18 protein-coding genes and 2 pseudogenes are annotated in these 22,855 nt (G+C 43.2%); 2 read left to right on the top strand and 18 right to left on the bottom strand.

Annotation, left to right across the window (positions count from 1 at the left end):
• Window positions 1-26: 26 nt before the first annotated feature.
• The 3 genes and pseudogenes from NQ556_RS07925 to NQ556_RS07920 form a co-directional block, all read right to left on the bottom strand.
• Window positions 27-1,091 carry a P1 family peptidase gene (locus NQ556_RS07925; protein ID WP_008370519.1) on the bottom strand — a complete coding sequence of 355 codons (1,065 nt, stop codon included), beginning with the start codon at window positions 1,089-1,091 and terminating at the stop codon, window positions 27-29.
• An 86-nt stretch (window positions 1,092-1,177) separates the two neighbouring features.
• Entirely contained in the window at window positions 1,178-1,663 is a 486-nt protein-coding gene (locus tag NQ556_RS16815) for a peptidylprolyl isomerase (RefSeq protein WP_416387044.1), read from the bottom strand.
• Between the two features lie 12 nt (window positions 1,664-1,675).
• Window positions 1,676-2,614, bottom strand: a pseudogene (locus NQ556_RS07920) (ketopantoate reductase family protein); the annotation flags it as partial.
• Between the two features lie 426 nt (window positions 2,615-3,040).
• Here NQ556_RS07920 and NQ556_RS16675 point away from each other — a divergent pair.
• A complete protein-coding gene (locus NQ556_RS16675; RefSeq protein WP_259812403.1) occupies window positions 3,041-3,403 on the top strand; it encodes a transposase in 363 nt (120 codons plus the stop codon).
• Between the two features lie 15 nt (window positions 3,404-3,418).
• On the opposite strand, the pseudogene NQ556_RS16670 reads toward NQ556_RS16675, so the two are convergent.
• The 9 genes and pseudogenes from NQ556_RS16670 to NQ556_RS07870 all read right to left on the bottom strand — a co-directional run.
• Window positions 3,419-3,583, bottom strand: a pseudogene (locus NQ556_RS16670) (transposase); the annotation flags it as partial.
• A gap of 18 nt (window positions 3,584-3,601) precedes the next feature.
• Complete coding sequence (locus tag NQ556_RS07905) at window positions 3,602-3,994, bottom strand: C-GCAxxG-C-C family protein (RefSeq protein ID WP_044998646.1); 393 nt, start codon at window positions 3,992-3,994, stop codon at window positions 3,602-3,604.
• Window positions 3,995-4,235: 241 nt separating this feature from the next.
• Window positions 4,236-5,384, bottom strand: a complete 1,149-nt coding sequence (locus NQ556_RS07900; protein ID WP_008370525.1) for a double-cubane-cluster-containing anaerobic reductase — start codon at window positions 5,382-5,384, stop codon at window positions 4,236-4,238.
• Window positions 5,385-5,413: 29 nt separating this feature from the next.
• Entirely contained in the window at window positions 5,414-6,628 is a 1,215-nt protein-coding gene (locus tag NQ556_RS07895; RefSeq protein WP_022220601.1) for a MalY/PatB family protein, read from the bottom strand.
• 36 nt (window positions 6,629-6,664) lie between these two features.
• On the bottom strand, window positions 6,665-7,633 hold the full coding sequence (locus NQ556_RS07890) for an ABC transporter ATP-binding protein (protein WP_008370528.1): 969 nt from the start codon (window positions 7,631-7,633) through the stop codon (window positions 6,665-6,667).
• Entirely contained in the window at window positions 7,630-8,646 is a 1,017-nt protein-coding gene (locus tag NQ556_RS07885; protein WP_118199186.1) for an ABC transporter ATP-binding protein, read from the bottom strand. Before NQ556_RS07885 ends, NQ556_RS07890 begins: the two co-directional genes overlap by 4 nt.
• 16 nt (window positions 8,647-8,662) lie before the next feature.
• Window positions 8,663-9,562 carry an ABC transporter permease gene (locus tag NQ556_RS07880; protein ID WP_195508925.1) on the bottom strand — a complete coding sequence of 300 codons (900 nt, stop codon included), beginning with the start codon at window positions 9,560-9,562 and terminating at the stop codon, window positions 8,663-8,665.
• Window positions 9,555-10,517, bottom strand: a complete 963-nt coding sequence (locus NQ556_RS07875; RefSeq protein WP_044998647.1) for an ABC transporter permease — start codon at window positions 10,515-10,517, stop codon at window positions 9,555-9,557. The genes NQ556_RS07880 and NQ556_RS07875 overlap by 8 nt, the downstream gene beginning before the upstream one ends.
• Before the next feature lie 84 nt (window positions 10,518-10,601).
• Window positions 10,602-12,206 (bottom strand): ABC transporter substrate-binding protein, encoded by a 1,605-nt coding sequence (locus NQ556_RS07870; RefSeq protein WP_008370544.1) that lies wholly within the window; start codon window positions 12,204-12,206, stop codon window positions 10,602-10,604.
• Between the two features lie 323 nt (window positions 12,207-12,529).
• Here NQ556_RS07870 and NQ556_RS07865 point away from each other — a divergent pair, with 323 nt between their 5' ends.
• Complete coding sequence (locus NQ556_RS07865; protein ID WP_008370548.1) at window positions 12,530-13,411, top strand: AraC family transcriptional regulator; 882 nt, start codon at window positions 12,530-12,532, stop codon at window positions 13,409-13,411.
• A gap of 113 nt (window positions 13,412-13,524) precedes the next feature.
• Here NQ556_RS07865 and NQ556_RS07860 read toward each other — a convergent pair whose 3' ends face one another.
• The 6 genes from NQ556_RS07860 to hisD all read right to left on the bottom strand — a co-directional run bounded on the left by NQ556_RS07860 (window position 13,525) and on the right by hisD (window position 22,852).
• On the bottom strand, window positions 13,525-15,825 hold the full coding sequence (locus tag NQ556_RS07860; RefSeq protein ID WP_008370550.1) for a C40 family peptidase: 2,301 nt from the start codon (window positions 15,823-15,825) through the stop codon (window positions 13,525-13,527).
• A gap of 272 nt (window positions 15,826-16,097) precedes the next feature.
• Window positions 16,098-18,743, bottom strand: coding sequence for an NlpC/P60 family protein (locus NQ556_RS07855; protein WP_243426643.1), 2,646 nt, complete (start codon window positions 18,741-18,743; stop codon window positions 16,098-16,100).
• 387 nt (window positions 18,744-19,130) lie between these two features.
• Window positions 19,131-19,430 carry a hypothetical protein gene (locus tag NQ556_RS07845; protein ID WP_008370556.1) on the bottom strand — a complete coding sequence of 100 codons (300 nt, stop codon included), beginning with the start codon at window positions 19,428-19,430 and terminating at the stop codon, window positions 19,131-19,133.
• Between the two features lie 223 nt (window positions 19,431-19,653).
• The gene (gene hisIE / locus NQ556_RS07840) at window positions 19,654-20,937 is read right to left on the bottom strand and encodes a bifunctional phosphoribosyl-AMP cyclohydrolase/phosphoribosyl-ATP diphosphatase HisIE (protein WP_008370557.1); all 1,284 of its coding nucleotides are present in this window, start codon (window positions 20,935-20,937) and stop codon (window positions 19,654-19,656) included.
• A gap of 22 nt (window positions 20,938-20,959) precedes the next feature.
• The gene (gene hisB / locus NQ556_RS07835; RefSeq protein WP_008370558.1) at window positions 20,960-21,550 is read right to left on the bottom strand and encodes an imidazoleglycerol-phosphate dehydratase HisB; all 591 of its coding nucleotides are present in this window, start codon (window positions 21,548-21,550) and stop codon (window positions 20,960-20,962) included.
• A 3-nt stretch (window positions 21,551-21,553) separates the two neighbouring features.
• Window positions 21,554-22,852, bottom strand: a complete 1,299-nt coding sequence (gene hisD, locus NQ556_RS07830) for a histidinol dehydrogenase (RefSeq protein ID WP_044998650.1) — start codon at window positions 22,850-22,852, stop codon at window positions 21,554-21,556.
• Window positions 22,853-22,855: the final 3 nt, after the last annotated feature.

Here is a 22,855-nt window from a genome sequence, read left to right as displayed (position 1 = left end):
ATTACATTTATACTTTTGTACAGTCTTTAGCTTTCTCTATCTTCAAGGTATTCTGCAAGACTGTAATACAGTTCACCTGCAATTCCACGTATCTGCTCTGCGGCGGTCATGGAATTCAAGATTGCCTCCTGCTCTGCTTCTGCCGCAGCAAGGAAAGCACGGTCGATTATATTTTCCGGAATTGCTGATATTTGCACAAGTTCCTCCTCATAACCGGATGGGATTCTGTTTGCAGTCGTAAATCCGATCATAACCTCTCCGCTGCCATGGCCTGTGTAACCGCCGGTTCGTGCGATACCAACACCGGTTCTTTTCAGAATCCGTTTGAGCTGACGACTTGTCACTGGAAGGTCTGTAGCCAGAATACTCATAATAGAACCTTTATCTTCTTCAGATGCAGCCATATCACTCTTTTCCTGCTTCCATTCCAGAATCTTCGGACCAACAGCTTCTCCGTTCAGTACAAAATCTTCCGTTGCACCAAAGTTTGACTGAACCAGAACACCAATGGTGTATTCTTTTTCACCAATCGTGATCACGCGGGATGCAGAACCGATTCCCCCCTTCATGCCATAGCATGTCGTACCGGCACCGGCACCTACATCACCTTCTTCGAATTCTTCTGATGCTGCCGCAAAAGCCTCACGCACTTCCTTTTCGCCAATCGCCCGTTTCTGGATATGATTGATCCGGCAGTCATTGCACTCGCCAACAACCGGATTGATACTCTGTGGCTCAATTCCGTCCTTACGGCTCTGTTCGATCACGACATCAACCATTGCATCCAAAACCTTTCCGACATTTAAGGTATTGGTAAGAGCAATGGGTGTCTCGAGGGTCCCCAGTTCCTCTACCTGCACCACGCCAGCACTTTTTCCAAATCCATTATGAATGTATGCAGCTGCCGTATAGTGTTTGGCAAATGCATTGTCCGGTCCAGGAACGATCACGGTTACACCGGTATGATTTTCTTCTGTCTTCACCGTACAATGCCCTACCCGTACACCTGGCACGTCCGTAATCGCATTCCTTTCTCCTGTTTTTACTCTTCCGGGTACAATCCCAAAGTCCCGAATCCGTTTTTTCCCCATTTTGGTTTCCTCCTTGGATTATGTTGTATTTTTCAATACATGCTGGTTATAGTATAACACATCTCCGTTATTGAAGGATTTATTTTTTATTTTATGCGTCTGACTTTCGTGATCATCTCGGTTTTTACCGGTCTGTGATAGACAAATCCTGACTGCGGTTCAATGGCTTCTTCTACTTCTACATGTTCCAGTCGTTCAATCTCATCCCAGCCATCGATCACTTTTCCGATTACAGTGAAATTACCATTCAATCTCTCAGAAGCAGCAAGAGTGATATAGTACTGGCTGCCAGAACTGTTCTCTGGATCTCCTGCCATGGCAACAATCCCCCGTTCAAAAACGATTTTGGCATTTTCAGGATTGGTTTTAAATTCCGGTTCGACCATGATATCGATCTGTGGATCAACACCATCAAAAAACAGTGGCTGGAGGACAAATCCCGGTTCCAGACGTTCAATGGCTCTTCCGTCAAATATTTTCTTCTCTGCGAGCTGCATAACACTTCCGCAGGCAATCGGTGCGATTTCCGGCCAGAGTTCAAAGTGTATCACAGCATTCTCATTTACAGTTATTTCGATGATTGGTTTTTGATTCCCGGTATAATTGAATTTACCATCATTTTTCTCTTCCAGCGCTTTGATCATATGATAAGTATATTCATTGTACGGCATAGGGATTCCAAGCTCCTTTCCCATCCGCACAAGCGCACCGGAGAACATATCGATTTCCGTATGACGTCCGGCATCCATATCCTGTAAGGTAGAATATCTGGCTGTCGGAGGAACTACGCTTCCGCGTCCGGATGAACTTCCTGTTTTACTCATATCGATTCCTTTTGCCTTCGCTACCATTTCCAGTTCTCTCTTTAATCCATCACTGATTGCTTTCATGTGGACACTGTCGCGGTAACATCCAACGCTTGTCCCCAGAATTGCCTGCGGCAGATTGTTGCATACATTCAGGCGAAATTTACACCATATCTCCTCCTGAATGTACTCGGTCGACCGGAAATGAATCCCAGTATCTGTAAACAACGCTTCCACCGCTCTCACACGCTCACTGTCAAACGGTGCAGATGGCTCTCCAAAAATAATTTCCAGTGTGGTCAGCGGATCAAAATGATAACCATCATCCTCTTTGTGTGAAGCCACTTTGATCAGTGCCGGTAAGACATGCTCCGTGCCCACTGTTCTTCCGATTATTTCTTCACTGTCGACTCCATTCATCAGGCTCATGACCACTGTATGTTCACCCGTTGTTTTTTGTATACTCTTCAATGTGCCTTCCAGTGAACCGTATTTCAAAGCAACCACCAGCAGATCCACATTATGTGCTTCTTCTGGTGACCACACCTCCGGATGGTAAATCCTGCCATTATTCGCACATCCATTTTTCCTTAGACGATCCGCTCTTTCTCCCTCGGCAATCACGCCAAGCCGGACTTCCGGTTTCTGTGAAAGTCCCCAGATCACATAGGAGCCTACCGCCCCTGCACCTAAAACTGCAACTGATTTTATCTTCATCTTCTATCTCCTTTCGTTTTACGGATACTCATATTCTCATTATACTTTTTTACAGAAAATAGATCTCTTCATTCCGCCATATGTATCATATATTAACTTGCGACTCCAATCTTTACAACAAAGATTTTTTATTATAACAGGAACAAATATCTTCATGTTTTTGCAGAAAAAAAAGAGACTCCACAAGGCAATGTCATTAAGTTAAGATGACCAATCAAGATCTTAGCATCAGAAATGATGCTAGGACCTTTGTAATTAAGAACATCTTGATTGCAAGGATGTAACGCATATGAGCAATTATATTAATCAAGTTTCAGATTCTCTAAAGAATCATATTTCGGAATTAGCTAACAATCCATGTTTATTTCTTCGAAACCCCAATGTCGATTTCTCTCGAAAACGGAAAATTGATTTCAAAACTTTTATTTGAGATGGGGAATAGAAACTTCATTCAGAGAATTAAACTATGCCATAGGATTAACAAGTTTCCATGCACGAAAACCAGATTTTATTAAACAAGGAATATATGCGCGATTACTTTTGTATAACTATTGTGAATTAATAACAACACATGTAATAAAACAAATGAAAAACAATGATAAAACAAAACAGGTGAACTTTACAATCGCCATTTATATTTGTAGAGAAGGACGCATGAAAAAACTCTCGTTTTTTCACACGCCCTTTCTGATATTTTTTGATTCTCTTTTTCTGTCGCAAAATAATAAACCACCTCTTGGTGAGCAGACCAACTTTTTTCGCATATTCAGCTTTTTCCTTGCGCTCTAAAGCGAGTTTTTCTTTCAGATTATCCTCTCGTGTGTCATCAAAAACTACGGATGCTTTATCGAGGAACTCCTTCTTCCAGTTTTGGAGAAGATTCGGCTGAATATTGTTTTCGGTTGCGATTGTATTTAAGTCTTTTTCTCCTTTGAGCAGTTCAATCACTAATTCTGATTTGAATTTGGCGGAGAAATCCCTATCCTTTTATTCAATCCCCATTACTTCTCCTAGTGCAAGCACCGCATTTCTTACGCATTCCGGACATTCACAGAGTACCTTTCCTGTGCCGACGCCCTTCAACTCCCTACAGATCGTTGCTCCGCATTTTTGCTGAAACTTTGCAAGGATTTCTTTGGAATAACGAGGCGTTCCGGCTCCGGCGGTCAGGATTCCGGCGGTCATCACAGCTCCTATGAGTGCCCCGCAGGTTGCTTCCAGACATCCCATTCCAGCTGCATAGCCTGCGGTTAATTTCATCAGTGTCTCATCGTCCAATGAAAGCTTATCTTCAAATACTTTTACCACTGCCTGGGAACAGTTGCATGCTCCGGCAGTTTTTAAATCTGCAGCTTTTGCTGCGCGTTCTTCGATTGTCATATTCAGTACCTCTTTTATTTTATTCAATCTGGTAAAATTTTTTCAAAGGCTTCGCCTCAGTCTTAGCTGCTCTCTGAAAAAATTCCGGTATATTCTCCATATACCTGTAAATATACACAGGGAACAGACTGATGCCTGTTCCCTGCCTGTTAATTTCTATTATAACATAAATCTGTTAGAATCCCATCCACTTTTTCAGAATACCGGGACACATTCTTTTAAATTTGATACATTCTGAATCCTAGATCATCTCTAAAAATGCAGCAATTCGTGTATCCAGCTGTCCGATATCTGCCTGAGAATAATCGGTCTCTACATGGATATACGGAAGTCCTTTAGATTTTACAAATTTCTCAATGCTCTTTGCCTCAATATTGTAAGTATGACATGCCTGAAGTGTCATTTCTACTACACCCTCGATATTATACTCTTCAAGGAGTCTTCCCATCAGTTCAATACGGTTGTTATCTGGTGTCATAACGGAACATCCGATTGCAAGATATCTCTCTGCAATTGCTTTGTAGATGTCCTCTGCATCTTCATCGATGAGACGGTCAACAGATTTTGCACCTCCACAGTTTTCATAGACTACAACATTTCCACCGTGTTCTTCGATGGCTTTTACAACCTTCATCGGTGCACCGCTGCTTGGACATCCGGTTAAAAGGATACGTTTCTTTCTCTCTGGTTTTTCCTTTTCTTCGTATTCTTTCATCAGCTTTTCACGAAGGGCATCAATTTCTGCCGGCATTTTTTCTTTGTCGAATTTGAACTGGCTTCCATAGAGAACACCGAACAGCTGGGAACCGTTCATCGGAGCCGGATCATTTTTCATAACTTCGTAGAATTTCTTCAGTGCAATACGTCCCTGGTTGGATACATGAACAGCATGGCGCACTTTTTCTTCTGTGATCTCTACATTAAATGTCTTTTCCAGATATTCTTTGAAACGGATGATCTCTTTTGTCCACAGCTCCAGGGAATCTTCTCTCTGTGAGTTTGGAAGTTCCATGATATAGACATTTTTGAATTCTTTCATCAGTTCGTACATCTTTTTCTTTCCATCACAGGTTGTCTCTCCGACTACCACGTCTGAGAAATAGAAGAATGGACATTTGTCAGATACAGCAAAACCGTAACTTGCCTTTACCATCGGGCACAGATTCTTCGGCAGATCCTTTTCTGCGATCGGGATCGTTTCATCGGATGTAGAGCAAAGTCCTACGGTAACTGCTCCCATAGCCATTGCGATTTCCTGTGGGAAGTAGGTACAGTACGCACCTACAACCGGAATTCCTTTGTCCTTTACTTCTTTCATTACCAGGAAAGATCTCTGTCTCTGCTCTGCAAATTCTTCAAAAATCTCCGGCAGCTCTTTTACTAATTCCATTTTTATTTTCCTCCTTTATTGTATGCATTTTAAGCATTGAATACATATTTATCCAGACGGTCAAATGCTTCTTTCACTCTGGATGTCGGCAGTGCAAGGTTCATACGGATATACCATTCACCATGGAATGGCTTTCCGTTCTGCCAGAACACACCTGCTTCATATCCCATTTTCAGAACGTCTTCCAGGCTCTTATCATGTGCCTTGCACCATTCTTCACAGTTAACAAACAGCATATAGGTTCCCTGCGGTCTGGTTACGGAAACACCTTCAAAATGTTTGTCAATATAATCACATGCATAAGCGACATTTTCCCCGATCACTTCTCGAAGCTCGCCTACCCATTCCTGTCCTTCTGGTGTATACGCACCCATCAGTGCATGCATGGACAGCACATTCATCGAATTGTAATGGCAGAGGGAGGACTCTTTTAAAACTCTGTCTTTCAGGCGTTTGTTGTATATAATATGATAGCTTCCGATCAGTCCGGCAAGGTTGAAGGTCTTTGATGGTGCGTATAAAGCAATCGTTCTGTTTCTTGCATCTTCAGATACAGACTGGGTTGGAATATGCTCGTTTCCATATAAAATAATATCGGACCAGATTTCATCGGAAATGACGGTCACATCGTATTTTTTATAGATTTCCATTGCTTTCTCGATTTCCCAGCGCTCCCATACACGACCGGTCGGATTGTGCGGTGAACAGAAAATGGCTGCATGGATCTTGTTTTTCACGATCTTCTCTTCCATATCCTCAAAGTCCATCCGCCAGATGCCTTCTTCGTCCTTTTTCAGCGGACTGTGGATGATATGGTAGCCATTATTATTCAGTGTGCCGGTAAATCCTATGTAAGTCGGTGCATGGACAAGGACATTATCACCCTGTGAGCAGACCGCGTGAAGTGCACTTGCCACGCCGCCTAAAACTCCATTCTCATAACCGATATGTTCTTTTTTCAGTCCGGTCACATGATTCCGTTCTTCATGCCACTTGATGATGCTGTTGTAATACTCATCTCTGGTAATAAAATATCCATAGGTCGGATGTTTCGCTCTTTCAATGATCGCTTCGGTGATCTTCGGGAGTGCCGGAAAATTCATGTCCGCAACCCACATCGGAATGTAATCCAGCCCTTCTCTTACTTCTACTTTTTTCCCCGGCCCAAGCATATTTGGAAGGATATCCACTGCAAGGGCATCTTTTCCTTTACGGTCAATAATACTTGTAAAATCATACTTCATTTTTTCTTTCTCCTCTGTTACATACACTTTTTTCTTTTAGTCATCATACAGGTGACATGCCACCTGGTGACCTTTGGATACTTCTTTTAATTCCGGGCGGACTTCCCGGCAGATATCCATACATTTGCTGCATCTTCCGCAGAAACGGCAGCCTTTTGGTGGATCAATCGGGCTTGGCACATCTCCGGTGAGAAAATGACGTCCCCGACTTTTTGCCAGATCCGGATCGGCGATCGGAATTGACTCCAGAAGTGCCTGCGTGTACGGATGATACGGCTTTTCATATAATTCCGCAGCCGGTGAAATTTCCACCAGCTTTCCAAGATACATCACTCCGATATTATCGGAAATATGCTTTACCATGGCAAGGTCATGGGCGATAAACAGCATCGTCAGATGCCGTTCTTTCTGCAAGGTCATCAGGAGGTTCATGATCTGCGCCTGGATAGATACGTCAAGTGCTGAAATCGGTTCATCACAGAACAGAAATTCCGGGTTAACTGCAAGTGCCCTTGCAATTCCGATTCTCTGGCGCTGTCCACCGGAAAATTCATGGACATTTCTGGTAGCATGCTCGGCATTTAAGCCAACCATCTCTAGAAGTTCCATCACCCGTTTCTGCTCTTCTTCTTTACTTTTTGTCAGATGATGGATCCGCATCCCTTCACTTACGATCTGATACACTTTCTGGTGTGGATCCAGCGAAGCATACGGATCCTGGAAAATGGTCTGCACCTTCTGTGTAAATGCATTTCTCTCTGCTTTACTCATCTGATGCACATCTTTTCCCTGATACAACACCTGTCCGTCTGTCTTCGTAAGGATTCCGGTACAGGTTTTCCCGCAAGTCGTCTTTCCACATCCTGATTCTCCTACGATTCCGAAAGTTTCTCCTTTATGAATCGTAAAAGACACGTCATCAACTGCCTTTAAAACACGTTTATGACTTGCCGGAAAATATTTTTTCAGATTTTTTACTTCTAATACAACTTCTTTTTCTATCATGCGTCTGTCCTCCCGAACGGAACACCGCTTCTGTCAGCACGTGGATCCATCAGCCAGCACGCAACGCTGTGCTCATCCGTAATGTGCGTAACTTTCGGTTTTTCTTCTTCACAGATTTTCATTGCATATGGACAGCGCGTGCAAAAACTGCAGCCTTTTGGCGGGTAGATCATATCCGGTATATTTCCCTCAATGGTATTTAAAATTGTTTTGTCTTCATCATCGATCCGCGGAACGGACTGGAGAAGTGCCCATGTATACGGGTGCTGCTGGTGATAAAAGATATCCCTTGCCGTTCCTCTTTCCACGATTTCTCCGGCATACATGACGATGATCTCATCAGCCATATCTGCAACCACTCCAAGATCATGTGTGATAATAATGATGGACATACCAAGCTTTTCCTGCAACTCTTCCATCAGCGCAATGATCTGTGCCTGTATTGTCACATCCAGTGCTGTTGTCGGCTCGTCTGCGATCAAAAGCTGCGGATGTGTCACCATAGCGCAGGCAATCATCACTCTCTGACGCATTCCACCGGATAACTCATGGGGATATTTGTTCATACACCCTTCCGGATCCGGAACCCCGGTCTGCTTCAGCATTTCCAACGATTTCTGATAAATTTCTTCCTTCGAAAGACTACTCTCGTGATTCTTCAGATTTTCTGCAATCTGCTTTCCAACCTTCATCGTCGGATTTAAGGATACCAGTGCATCCTGGAAAACCATCGAGCATTCTTTTCCACGGAAGGTATTCCACTCTTTTTCCGTATACCCGGTAAGCTCTTTTCCCTGGTAAATGATCTTACTTTCCGGCTTTACCTTTCCCGGTTTCTCGATCAGTCCCATCAGGGATTTGGCAGTTACGGATTTTCCACATCCTGATTCACCTACCAATGCAGTTGTCTTTCCTTTTTTTACATCAAATGAAATTCCTCTTACAGACTGTACTTCGCCTGCATATGTAAAATAGGATACAGATAAATTCTCTACTTCCAATAATTTTTCCATCTTCTATCCTCCAGGCTTACTTTACAATCTTTGGTTCCAGTGCGGTTCTAAGGACATCACCAAGTAAATTGAAACTCAGTACTGTACACAGAATCAGAACTCCCGGAAATACCGCAAGTCTCGGTGCATCCAGAATATGTCCCTGCGCACTCTGCAGCATACTTCCCCAGGAAGCTCTTGGAATCTGTACTCCAAGTCCAAGGAAACTTAAGGACGACTCCATCAGAATCGCATTGGCAATTCCAAGGCTTGCCGCTACGATGACCGGTCCCATAATATTCGGTACAATATGTTCCACTGCAATCCGGAAACTTCCGGCTCCCAGATTCCTTGCGGCGGTCACATAATCTCTTTCTTTGACAGACATGGTTTCCGCCCTTGTAATTCTCGCCACCTGTGCCCAGGAAAAAAGACTGAGTACTGCGATCAGAGTAAACAGGCCCGGACGCAAGATCGTATTCAGTACAACCATCAGAAGCATACTCGGAAGTGCCAGGAAAATATCGGTGAAGCGCATCAGGAACATATCCACTTTTCCACCAAAATATCCAGAAGTAATACCGATTGCCGTTCCGAGGATTACAGTCATGATCATCGAACAAAAACCAACCGTAAGAGAAATACGTCCTCCGTAAAGTGCTCTGGTAAAATAGTCTCTTCCGTATTCATCTGTCCCGAAAATATGCTTTGCAGAGATTCCCTGCAGTTTTTCAGCAACATTGATCTTATTCGGATCATATGGACTAAGCGGTGCCAGAATGGAAGCTATGATAATGATCAGGAGAATGACGATACTCACCAGTGCAATCTTATTGGAAAAAAGCTCTTTTTTGATATCTTTCCACACACTGTGATCATATGAAATCAACTCCTGGGTTTTCTTTTTTTCAATTCGTTTAAATCTAGTATCAGTCATTTGCCATATCCTCCCTCTTGATTCTCGGATCTGCAAATGCATACAGAATATCTGCAATAAAGTTACCGACAACCAGAATAATTCCGGACAACATGACGTATGCCATAATCACCGGATAATCACGGACACCGATCGCAGTCATTGCAAGGGTACCTATTCCCGGCCATCCAAAAACACTTTCAATGATAAACGATCCACAGACTATGGATGCCAGATTCATTCCAAGCAATGTGATGATCGGAAGCAGTGTATTTTTCAAAATATGTCTTTTTAAAAGTTTTCCACCTGTCGTTCCTTTTGCTTTTGCTGCAAGAACGTATTCTTCTCCAAGCTGTCCGATCGTATTAGAACGGATATAGCGGATAAAGACTGCCAGGTTGGAAAGGCTCAGGGTGATACATGGCATGATCATATGCTTCACCGTATCCAGGAACGATTCATTTCCCACCGAATGCATACCTGATGATGGAAGAATATGAAGTTTCGCCGCAAACACAATGATCAGCACCATTCCAAGCCAGAAAGACGGAATTGACATACCAATATAGGAAAGTCCACTGATGATATTATCAATCCAGGTATTCTTGCGGTATCCCGACCAGAGTCCGAGTGGGATTGCCAGAAGCACAGAAAGAACCAATGCGGCTCCCATCAGCTGCAGGGTTGCCGGAAGACGCTTGATGATCTGCTCAGATACGGAAGTATGGTTTGCAAGAGAAATTCCGAAATCTCCTTTCAGCACTTCTTTTGCCCATCCCCAATACTGCTCCGGCATACTTTTGTTAAGTCCGAGATTCTCTCTGATTGCTTCTTTTTCCTCATCTGACATCTGTTCATTCAAATACATACCGGAAATATCTCCCGGTGCTGCATAGATCACGGCAAATGAGAAAAAAGAAATCAAAATCGTGACAATAATCAGCTGAATCCCTTTCTTTACGAAATATTTTGCCATATTTCTTTTCTCCTTTAAAAGAGGGACCGGCACAAAGGTCATCTTGTGCTTCAGCCCCTCTTCGTCTGCTAAAATACAATATAATTAGTCTACTTTGATCTTCAGGTAATCAACGAATTCCGGAACAACCGGTACTGCATCCAGACCTGTTACATTTTTCTGAGATACCATCACATAATTGGTGTAAGTAAGTGGGTATTCCCAGTATTCTGATAAAGTCAGATCCTGCAGATCATTTGCAAGCTGCTTTGCTTCGTCTTTGTCTGCTGCTGCGTTTACCTTTGCTGCAAGCTGTCCGGCTTCATCACTGAATCCCCATGCTTTGGAGCTGCTGTTGATGTAGCTGTAAGCCTGTCCAAGACTGCTTCCACGCTCAGAATCCCATCCATTTGTACCAAGATCCCACTGATCTTCTTCCCCTGACTGGAACATAATTGCGAAGAATCTCTGGAAGAATGCGTTGGAATCCAGACCTTCTACATCAAGCGTTACGCCGATTTCTGCGAGCTGCTGCTGAAGAACTGTTGCAACTTCTTCCATGTTCGGACGGTCTGCATTGTAAACATATTTCAGAGTTGTTCCTTCGATTCCTGAAGATTTGGCAAGTTTCTTTGCTTCTTCAAGATCCTGCTCGTAACCTTTGCAGTCTTTGTTGTAAAGAGACTGATCTGGTGTCAGAAGACTGTTTGCAACCGTTGCAAGTTCGTCACTTCCGTATGCGGTATCGATGATCTCATCTGCATTGATTGCAAGGAAGATCGCTTTTCTTGCATCTTCTGTAAGTTTGTCTTTTGCAGGTCCGTAAGGATTGATCTGCAGGTAATTCAGTCTTGCTTCTGAGAAGGAGCTGATATTGTAATTATCGTCACCTTCATATTTTTTCAGTTCTTCCGGAGTTGTAATTCTCATGTAAGAGATTTCTCCGTTTTCAAATGCAACCTGTTTGGTGCTTCCGGAACCGATCGTCTTCATAACAACTTTCTTAACGCTCGGTGTTTCTCTGTAATAATCATCACGTGCAGTATATACGATACTGTCATCATTGATCTCTGCTACCGTGTAAGCTCCGGAAGTAGCCATATCTGTGGAATTAAAGTATCCGCTTCCTTCTACTTTTGTATAATCATTGTCAAATGCGTGTGACGGATAAATCATCATTCTGCCAATTGCTGCTGTATAAGTTGCATATGGTTCAGGAAGGACAATTTCCAGTGTCTTATCATCTTTTTTGTTAAATACAACTTCCTGTTTATTGATTGTATTATAAGAAGATTTTCCACCAGAATTTCTTCCGGCATAATTCATTGTAAATAAGATATCATCTACAGTAACCGGTTCGCCATCGCTCCAGTTTGCTTTCTCATTCAGATGAATGGTGTATGTTTTGGCATCTTCTGAAATATCAAGCTTATCTGCCAGATAATATTCGATTCCATCCTTTGTTTCTACAAATAATGGTTCAAAGATCGGACGAACCAGAGAGGTCTGGTCATCACTGGCTGTACTTGGCTCCAGAGATGTTGGCATATAATTCAATGCAACTGTAAAAGTCCCATCACTTTTTGCCTCTTTCTTCGTGTCTTCTGTCTTTGCGCTGCTGTCTTTCTTGTCAGAACTTCCACCACATCCGGCAAGCATACCGACTGCTAAAATTCCTGCACACAATAATGCGAGTGCTCTTCTTTTCATTTTCCTTTTTCCTCCATTGTATTTTCCTTAAGTTGTTCTGTCTGTGTATCCCCTCGTTAACAACTCTTCAAAAATACTACCAAAATGTTTTTTTCTTTGCAAATTGCTTTTTTCTATCAATTTTTGTACTTATTGCTATCGTTTATCAATAATTCCAGAAAACGTTGATTTCCCGTTATTTTTGTATCTTTTAACAATTTATTGCTTTTATCTATAGTAAAAAATATAACTTTTTTACAATTTCTTTTACCTTTTTTGCAATGTGTATTGTATAATGATTACAAAAGATTTGTTAAATTTTATTCAACATGAAAGGTTTATAAATGAAAAAATTATATGAGCAAAGCCCTGAAATGCAGCTGTCCGGCAAACGTCAGCTGCGCCATGTAAAATGCACGCACCACAAAGGATATCTGATGGAAGATCTTTCCATGATCAAAAGCGGATTTTATGAGATCAGCTTTTGTAAAAGCGGAGATTTTCTGTTCCGCATCGGCCAGAAACGGCATTTTATTACAAATGGCGATATTCTGGTTATTCCACCGGATATTCCACACTACTTTACTTCCAGTGATCTCGTTGCAAACTATTATGATTTTATCACTGTATGGCTGGAAAAATCATATATTTCCAATCTGAAAAGCCAGCTTCCGGCCCTTAAGGAATCTGTTTTCAATATTGACACACCTCATCTTCTTCATACTACCAATAAGCTGTGTAATTTTGAGGAAGAATTTGAAACCTTTTACCGGGAATATGCTTCTTATGGGGAGCTTTCTGAAACCTATGCCTGTGGTGCATCCACCTGTCTTCTGGTAAAAGTCATTAACTATGCCCTGAAATATTCCAACGAATTTATTGAGATCGAATCCGATCAGACCAATCAGATCGTCCGCTATCTGGATCAGCATTTTCTGAAAGAAATCGGTGTGGAGGATCTGGCGCGTACTTTCCATATGAGCAAGAGCAGTCTGAACAAATTTTTTCAGAAACAACTGAATACGACCTGTCATCAGTATATTTTAAAGAAACGGCTGGCACTTGCGGTCTCGCTGATCCGGCAGGATGTTCCGCTTAAAACGGTTGCTGTCCAGTCCGGTTTTGGAGACTATTCTTCATTTTTTCGTGCTTTTAAGAAAATGTATCATATTTCCCCGACCGAATGTCAGGCAGACAATGAAAAACTGAAAAAGATCAAACATTAGCCGGGAGAATGACTTGTCTGAATAGTGTAGACATGCAAAAAACTTCGGATATTCTGGATTTTCGCCAGTGATCCGAAGTTTTTCTTGTTTAATATTTCTTTTTTTGATTGTCTTTATTTCACCAGATGTACTTCTGCCTTCTTCTCATTCAGCTTCTGTGCAGTCTCATGCTCATTGACATAGATACTGATATGTTTTTCTTTGCCGGAAGTATCGTAATCTTCAGCAGTAAATACATGTCCGTCAATGATCACCTTTGTTCCATACGGAATCTCATCCGGGTCAACCGCAATAGTCTGCCCTTCAACAACCGGAGTTCCGGTTGCTTTGACTTTGTTTGCCTTCGCACGGCAAGTCTCGCAGGAACAATAATAATCAATGGTATACTCTCCAATACTGTCTCCATACTGTTCGGCTGTAGCGTTCTGTTCGTTCACATCCGTGCCTTCCAGATTATAATTTTCTTCCAGGATTCTGGTTGCCCAGACAGCTTCCGGAATATATACCGTTCCGGAAATGATTCCCTGGTCTTCATTTGCAGCTTCGATGGTCTTTCCGTCTCCTGCATACATCACAACATGATGGACATAACCATCTTTTGCATAGAAAATCAAATCCCCCGGCTGTGCGTCTTCAACCGGAATCTTGGTTCCATACTGGCTCTGATCTTCGGCTACTCTTGGCAGATTATAGCCAAAATTCTTATAGATCTGCTGTACAAATCCGGAGCAGTCCGCCCCTTCTGTCAGGCTTGTACCGCCCCATACATAAGGATTGCCAATGAACTGTGCGGCAAAATCCAGCATTGCCTGGCGGATCGCATTCCCCGGTGTTCCCGGCTTTACAGAAGCATAACTATAATAAAGTGCCTGGTTATCTTCCGGTGCGATCAGTTCTGTAGCTGTCTGGTAAGCACCTTCGCCTGCTGCTTCTACCTGCGCTTTTACTTCATCTCCAGTCTGAACAGCCTCTTTAGAGACAAACCCTCGGACATCCCCGGACTCCACATAGATCCAGTCTTTCTCTGCATCCGCAAGGATATAACACAGATTACCCTGGGACATGGTTCCGATCACACGTGACTGTCCATTTGCCTCTTCCTGGATTGCTACAGTTCCATCCGACTTTGATGCATCTGCCAGTGCATATTTTTTCGTAGCCAGTGTCTGATTTACGGTTGCACGTACATGGGTAAATGCCTGATTTTCATTTGCCGGAACCGTTTCTTTTGCAAGAGATGCTGTCCCTTCGATTCCAGTATATGCACTCTTGGCTTTTTTTGCAGCTTTTTTTGCCTGCTTCTGGTATCCACTCAGCAGTACCTGTGCGGCATCTCCGGTATAAAGCTCGGATTCTTTTACAAATCCTCTGACCTTTCCGGATTCTACATACAGCCATCCATTCTTTTCTTCTTTCAGAATGTAGAGAAGTCCATCCTGTGAAATTTCTCCGACAGAACGCACCTTTTCGGCCAACTGCCGGGATGCAAGGGACGCATTTAAAGTATCATCCTGCAATGCTACGGCAGTATCCGAGTTTAAGGATGACTTCTTTTCCGAAGTGTCTGCTGTGTTTTTTAATGTCCCGGCAGAAAATGTATTAAGCTGTACTTTCTTTTCCGTTTTCGTCTTTGATTTCTTCGCCTTTACAGAAGTTTCCTTATGAAACAGTTTTTTAGCATCAGCTGTTGCTTCCTGAATATCACTTTCTGTCCGATCAGTATCAACGGCTCCACTGATATCTTCCGGAATTGCCTCACGTATGCTGATCTTTGTCTTTGCAAATGCATATTTTCTCGCAACTGTCCAGAAACGGAAATCTTCTTCGTATTCCGGAAGACTGACGATCTGCTGTCTCTTGACCAGTTCTTCATTGGTCATCTTGTGTTCGCTATCCTGCGCATTTTTTTCCTGCTCCTGCGCTTTGTTTTCTTCTGAGCCTTCTGTCTGGTCTTCCGAAGGCTGCTGTTCATTGTTCACATTGCCATCCGAAGGCTGCTGTGGTGTATCCGGATTGGCCGGATCTGTCGGTTGCTCCGGCGTAACCGGCACATCCGGGTTAGCCGGGATTACTTCTACTTCATCCCCTGTTATCGGATCAACCTTCCATCCTGTTTTCGCTGCATCACGCAGACCGGTATCTTCCAGATATCCAGTCTCTTCATTGTATCTTATTTCTTCATTATGAATCATCTCCAGGACAAGATCTGATACTTCTGTAAGTGTATCACGCCCATCAATGGATTTTGCCTGTAATTTTTCTCCATTTTCTGATTCATTAGAAGTAACCTCTGTAAGACCGCCCTCTGCCGCCCAAGCTGTTGCCGGAGCGCTAAAAGTAAGTCCGAAAACAAGTAATCCTGCTAGAATTTTTGCTCCTGTCCTTTTTGCTACCTGTATATTTCTATATTTCAAAATCTGTTGCTCCTTCTTACAAATTCTGTAAAATGCAGTCCTTTTAGTCGAAACGCGACATTTTTATTTTACTACTCTTTGACAAAACCGTCCATATTTCATTAAAAATATTTCTGATAAAATTTTTCAAACTCAGAGAGTAATTTCTTTCGGAAAATATTTTGGTAAAATGAAAAAAAGGAAATGTCCTGACATATTTTACGTCAGAACATTTCCCTGTTTTTATGGCTTTAGATAAACTCCGAAAGAACAAATTATCCTTCGCTTAATTTTTATTTAACCAGATATACTTCTGCATTCGTCACGCCGAGAGCAAGTGCTTCTTCATGGCTGTTTACATAGACATCAATGTGGTTTTTCTTGATCGCACCACCACAGTCTTCAGCAGTAAATACATGTCCGCCGATGATGACTTTTGTTCCGTAAGGGATTACACTCGGATCCACCGCAATGGTCTGTCCCTCAATGACTGGGGTTCCGGTTGCTGTAATCCCGTCTGCTTTGTTACAGCAGATTTCACATGCACAGTAATATGTAATCGTAAAATTGCCAAGATCTGCGCCGTACATCTCTTCTGTCGCATTGACTGTTCCGATTCCGCCACCTGCAACAGTATAATGATCGTCCAGAATCCGGGTCGCCCATACTGCATCTTTGTCGTAAACAGTTCCGTAAATAATTCCAACATCTTCATTTGCAGCTTCGATGGTCTTTCCATCTCCGGCATACATCACAACATGATATACATAACCGTTCTTTGCATAGAAGATCAGGTCTCCAGGCTGTGCGTCTTCTACTGGAATCTTGGTCCCATACTGGCTCTGATCCTCGGCAACACGCGGAAGATCATATCCGTAAGCCTTGTAAATCTGCTGTACAAATCCGGAACAGTCTGCTCCGTTTGTCAGACTGGTTCCGCCCCACACATAAGGATTACCGACAAACTGGGATGCATATTCAATCATTGACTGGCGGATTTCACCACTCGGCGTTCCTTCTTTTGTAGAAGTCAGCGTATAGTAAAGAGCTTTATTATCTTCCGGATCCATGTTTTCCTCTGCCATTGAATAGGCATCAGCTCCTCTTTCTGTCACCTGTGCTTTGGTTTCAGCGTCTGATTTCAAATACTTCTTTTCCGCAAAGCCTCTGACATCTCCGGATTCTACATAAACCCAGTCTGAATCCTCATCTGCGAGAATGTAGCAGAGCTCTCCTGCTGTCATTGTTCCGACAACTCTGGAATCCGCATTCTTCTCTTCTTGAATATTCAAGATTCCTTTTTTATCGGTATCTAGCTGATCGCTTACCAGTGCCGGTTCTTTATCTGCAACCGTCTGCTTCACCGTCGCGCGGAGATAGGTATATGCCTGATTATCTTTTGCATCTATCAGTGCCTGTGCCGTCTTTGCGGTTCCCTCGATTCCGGTATAGTCTTTGTTTTCTTTGGAAGCTTTTAACCTGGCCTGTGTCTGATAGACATCCAGAAGTTCCTGTGCCGCATCTTCCGTATAAATTTCAGACGCCTTTACAAATCCCCTGACATTACCGGATTCCACATACAACCAGCCATTGTCTTCTTCTTTCAAAATATAAAGAAGCCCGTCCTGCGAAATCGTTCCGACCGAGCGGACCTTTTCTTCCATCTGCTGTGCTGCCAGGTCAGCAGTCACTTTTGCCGCCTGTTCTTCTTTCTGCTTCTGCAGATCCTTCTCAGCCTGCCTTGCTGCTTCAGCTCTTTTTCCAGCTTTCAGATTGGTCTGATTCGACGCCTCTGTCTTTAATTTCGCTGATGAAAAAATGTTGAGTCCGGTCAGTTTGATCTGTGTAGATTTTTTTACACCTTTTGTCGTTTTTGTACGTTTCACTTTTTTCGTGTTGTATTTTTGATTCTCTATATCAAATCCGGCTCTCAGCTCTTTTGCATCTTTTTTTGCCGCTTCAAGCTCTGCTTCTTTGGCTTCCTCGGAAGTATCTGCCCTGCCATCTGCAGCTTCCGGAATTTCCTCCCGTACATTGATCGCTGTTCTGGCAAATGCATATTTTCTTGCCACAGTCCAGAAACGGAAATCCTCTACCATCTCTGGCTGCTTCACAATCTGCTGACGGCTGATCAGTTCAGAATTACTGACTGCAGTTTTTGATTCGTTCTGACCGGCTGCTTCTTCTGCTTTGCTGATCTCCTGTGTATGGTCGATCTCACTTCCCGGAATTGGGTCGGTCTTTGTATCTTTCCGGTCTTCGGAAGAATCTGCCTTATCAGTATCCGGTGTCTGAATCGGATCTTTTGAATCGGATTTGCCGGAATCCGGGCTATCCGGATTTTCCGGAGTGCCTGGTTTTTCCGGTGTCTCTGGAGTTCCCGGAGTATCCGGCTTTTCTGGAGTTTCTGGTTTTTCCGGTGTCTCTGGAGTTCCCGGAGTGTCCGGTTTTTCCGGTGCCCCTGGATTTTCCGGAGTGTCCGGTTTTTCCGGTGTCTCTGGAGTTCCCGGAGTGTCCGGTTTTTCCGGAACCTTTGGGTTTTCTGGATTCTCCGGGGTTCCCGGTGACTCTGGATTTTCTTGATTTCCAGGGGTGTCCGGTATGGCTGGTGTCTCCGGAACATCCGGTGTCTCTGTCAGGCGTTCGCCTGTCTCCGGATCCACTTTCTGACCAGTCGAGGTATCTTCCAGATAGCCGGTTTCATTATTCAGCCTGACTGCTCCGCTTTCCATCATTCCCCGTACACAATCAGATACACTCACAAATGCTTCCGATCCATCTGTCTTTTTTGCCTGCACTGTATTCTCTGCTACAACGACCGTTTCCCCATCATCGGCAAATGCCGCCATTGGCGAACCAAGAGCCATTCCAAATGCCAGAAGACTTGCCAGTGTCTTTGTCCCGATCCTTTTTGCTATAAATTTGTTCCTAAACTTCAATAATTGATCCTCCTCTCGTAAATAGACTATAAGTTGTATGTTAATTTTTGAAGTTTTCAAAAAATTCTTCTTTGCATTAACAATTGCATTAATAAAATGTATGAAACATTAAATTTAGGGGTTTCATTCATCTTTTATTTGATTATTTTTAATTATAGCATAAATTAAACCATATGTGGTGTTTTTTTAGTAAAAATACACAATTTCTATATTTATGATTCCAGTTCATATTACTTTGTCAATAAGTTACCTTGTTATGATCTGGATGATCGTCTTATCCGTTTCACGCATTCCCTTCTTTGCAAGCTCTCCGATATTGCGGATTGTATTTTCTACACCTTTTTCTACAAGTCCGTCTCCGCCATAGAACTGCTTTCCTATCTTCTCTTACCAGTTCCCAGTCATAATATCCGGTTGGTACTCAATCTGTGACACGATCTGCGAGGGTGTATATTTCCAGATTTTCTCTCCTGTATAATCTGCCGCCACAAACATCCCAAAGATAAGGAAACTGATAAACATCCGTGCAAAGAAACTGCTTCCGCCATTTTCTTCTGAAGAATGTTCTCCATATAATCCCCTGTATACATGCTGATACCTTGGATGCACCGCCGGGATGCTGCCTTTTCTCCATTTTTGACGTGACATCCTAAGCAACTCCTCGCGGCGTTCCTGTGATTCGTTCATTCCAATCTCTCCCTTCTGCTAAAGCATCCAATTAAAATGAATGTGTCTCGGCGCATTCTACACCGAACGCAGTTGCTTGCAACATTCTTCTTTGCGCGAGTGCGCACCTTTGGCAGGTAGTTCTTTTCATTTACCAGAAAGTTCTTTCCCAATTTCAGACAAACAAAAAGGACATATACCTCTACCTCAGTATATGTCCCACATCTTTTCACATATGCAATTTTTACCGTTTTGCCATCTCTTCCATGATGTCATCCCAGGTGATCCCCCGTTCTGCCATCAGCACCATCATATGATACAGGAAATCACACATTTCATATTTGACTTCTTCCTGGTTCGGATTCTTCGCCGCAATGATGATCTCGGCAGCCTCTTCTCCAACCTTCTTCAGAATTTTATCAATACCTTTTTCAAACAGATAGTTCGTGTAAGATCCTTCCTTTGGATGCTCTTTGCGATCCATGATCGTATGATACACGCTCTCGAATACCTGCTGCGTATTGATTTCTTCATACTGATCCCCTACGATTGGCTGGAAGAAGCAGGTCGGATTGCCGGTATGACATGCTGCTCCTACCTGATCGACTTTTGCAAGCAGGGTATCTTTGTCACAGTCGATGGTCAGGGATTTGACATACTGAAAATGTCCGGATGTCTCGCCTTTTGTCCAGAGACTCTGTCTGCTCCGGCTGAAATAGGTCATCCGTCCGGTTTTCACTGTTTTTTCAAATGCCTCCTGATTCATGTATGCCACCATCAGCACTTCGGACGTCTTATAATGCTGTGTAACAACCGGAAGTAATCCATCGGAATTTAATTTAAATTCGGAAAAATCCATCAGACTCTCAAAGGATGTCATACGAATTCCTTTCTGGCTGCACTCTTCTTTGAAATCAGCACAATTGATTTTTCTCTGACTCACATACATTCCAGAAAGTCCTTTCACACCCGGGCATTCCAGGATCTTAAAAAGCTCTTCCTTTTCCAGTGTATCGGTCACAACCACACACGGAATATCCGTAATATTTACAACGGAATTCAGATCCAGACGGTGCATAAATACAATCTGGCTACTGTAAGTCTGGATCAGATGCTGCTGCTTAAATAATGCATCAAAGTCATTCAGTGACACCGCGATCTTCTCTTTTCCAAACCGCTTTGCCACCTCTTCGATCAGTTTCTGTGAATCCGGCTTTGAAAAATTCAGCATGGCACGCTTTGCACCGGTGTAGAGGATTTTCTTGACATCCTCCTGCCGCTTTACATTTCCTCCGGCAACCATCGGAATCCGAATCACGCGGTTGATCTTTTTCATCAGTTCAATGGACTCATCATGATCCTGGTCCGTATTTGACAGGTCAAATACCAGAAGTTCATCCGCCCCGTTATCGCTGTACTCTTTTGCCAGCGCGATCACATCTTCAGATACAACTGTCGGGTCATCAAACCATTTTACCGCCTTCCCTCCAAGGATAAAAATGCAGGGAATCAATCTTTTATAACTCATACGAGAAACTCCTTTTATCTTTTTACAGACTGCCTTTTGTAGACCACACTTCTTTCATCCGTGGTTCTTCGGATACAGCCATATCAAGCGCTTTTCCAAATGCTTTAAATAACGCCTCTGCCATATGATGGTTGTTGCCGCCATCCAGGACTTTCAGGTGCAGGTTCATTGCACCGCTGTAGGAAACAGCATAGAAAAATTCTTTCACCATCTCCGTGTCCAGTTCTCCTAATTTGTCACAGGTAAATGTGGCGCCAAAATTCAGATATGGTCTTCCGGAAAGGTCGATTGCCGAAAGCACCAGCACCTCATCCATCGGAAGCATAAAATGTCCATACCGCTTGATTCCTTTTTTATCTCCCAGTGCTTTTGCAATGGTCTGCCCCAGCACGATTCCGGTATCCTCGATCGTGTGGTGGCTGTCTACCTCCAGATCTCCGGTAACTTTGACAGTCAGATCAAAAAGTCCATGTCTTGCAAAGCCGGAAAGCATATGGTCAAAGAAACCTATGCCAGTAGAAATGTCAGTCTTTCCTGTTCCGTCCAGATTCAGTGTCATCTCGATCTGTGTCTCTTTTGTCACACGACTGCAGGATGCAACTCTGCTCTCCATCTTTTAGTCCTCCTCTTCAAAACGTACATGGATCGAATTGGCATGCGCAGTCAGCTGTTCCGCTTTTGCAAAGCTTTCGATATCCTTATGTACCTTCTGCAGTGCTTCTCTTGAATAAGAGATGATACTGGATTTCTTAATGAAATCGTCTACAGAAAGCGGGGAAAAGAATTTAGCGGTTCCGTTGGTCGGAAGGATATGGTTTGGTCCGGCGAAATAATCGCCCAGTGGCTCGCTTGCATATTCTCCGATAAAGATAGCTCCTGCATTGCGGATCTTGGTCATCACTTCAAATGGATTTTTTGTCTGGATTTCCAAATGCTCGGATGCGATCTCATTTGCCACGTCGATCACATCTTCCATCGTATCCGCAAGCAGAATATATCCGTAATTATCCAGAGATTTGGAAATGATCTCTGCTCTTGAAAGTTCTTTTAAGAAACCATCTACCTGATCGGATACCTCATGTGCCAACTTTTCACTTGTCGTAACAAGAATTGCGGAAGCGAGCTCATCATGCTCTGCCTGGGAAAGCAGGTCTGCCGCAACATATCTCGGATTAGCTGTCTCATCTGCCACAACTAGGATTTCACTTGGTCCTGCAATGGAATCAATGCTGACATGACCGTAAACTGCTTTCTTTGCAAGTGCTACATAGATATTTCCAGGTCCTACGATCTTGTCAACCTTCGGGATACTCTCTGTTCCGTAAGCAAGGGCTGCAATTGCCTGTGCACCGCCGACCTTGTAGATCTTATCCACACCGGCTTCTTTGGCTGCAACCAGTGTATTCGGACTTACTTTTCCATTTTTTCCAGGAGGCGTTACCATGATGATCTCATCCACACCGGCAACCTTTGCCGGCATCACATTCATCAGTACCGAAGACGGATAAACTGCCTTTCCTCCCGGCACATACACGCCGACTCTGTGAAGCGGAGAGATCTTCTGCCCAAGAATGGTTCCGTCCGGTTTACTGTCAAACCAGCTGTTCTGACGCTGTTTTGCATGATAACTTTCGATATTGTCTTTTGCTTTGCGGATGACTGTAAGAAGTGTATCATCAACCTGCGCATATGCTTCTTCAATTTCTGCATCTGTGACTTCAATCGTATCTGCAGTAAGCTCTGCCCCATCAAATTTGGCAGTGTATGCAAAAACTGCCGCATCTTTTTCTTCTTTTACTTTATCTAAAATTTCTTTTACGCTTGCCTCATACTGTCCATAATTGTTCGGACTTCTTTTCAGCAGATCTTCCAGCAGATTTTTCTTTGTATCGCTGTTCAGCTTTTGTATTCTCATGTG

Origin of the sequence: Coprococcus comes ATCC 27758, from assembly GCF_025149785.1 — a bacterium.
GTDB classification, from domain to species: Bacteria; Bacillota; Clostridia; order Lachnospirales; family Lachnospiraceae; genus Allocoprococcus; species Allocoprococcus comes.
Note: the sequence above shows the minus strand (reverse complement) of the source record. Positions and strands in the feature narration are given on the sequence as shown.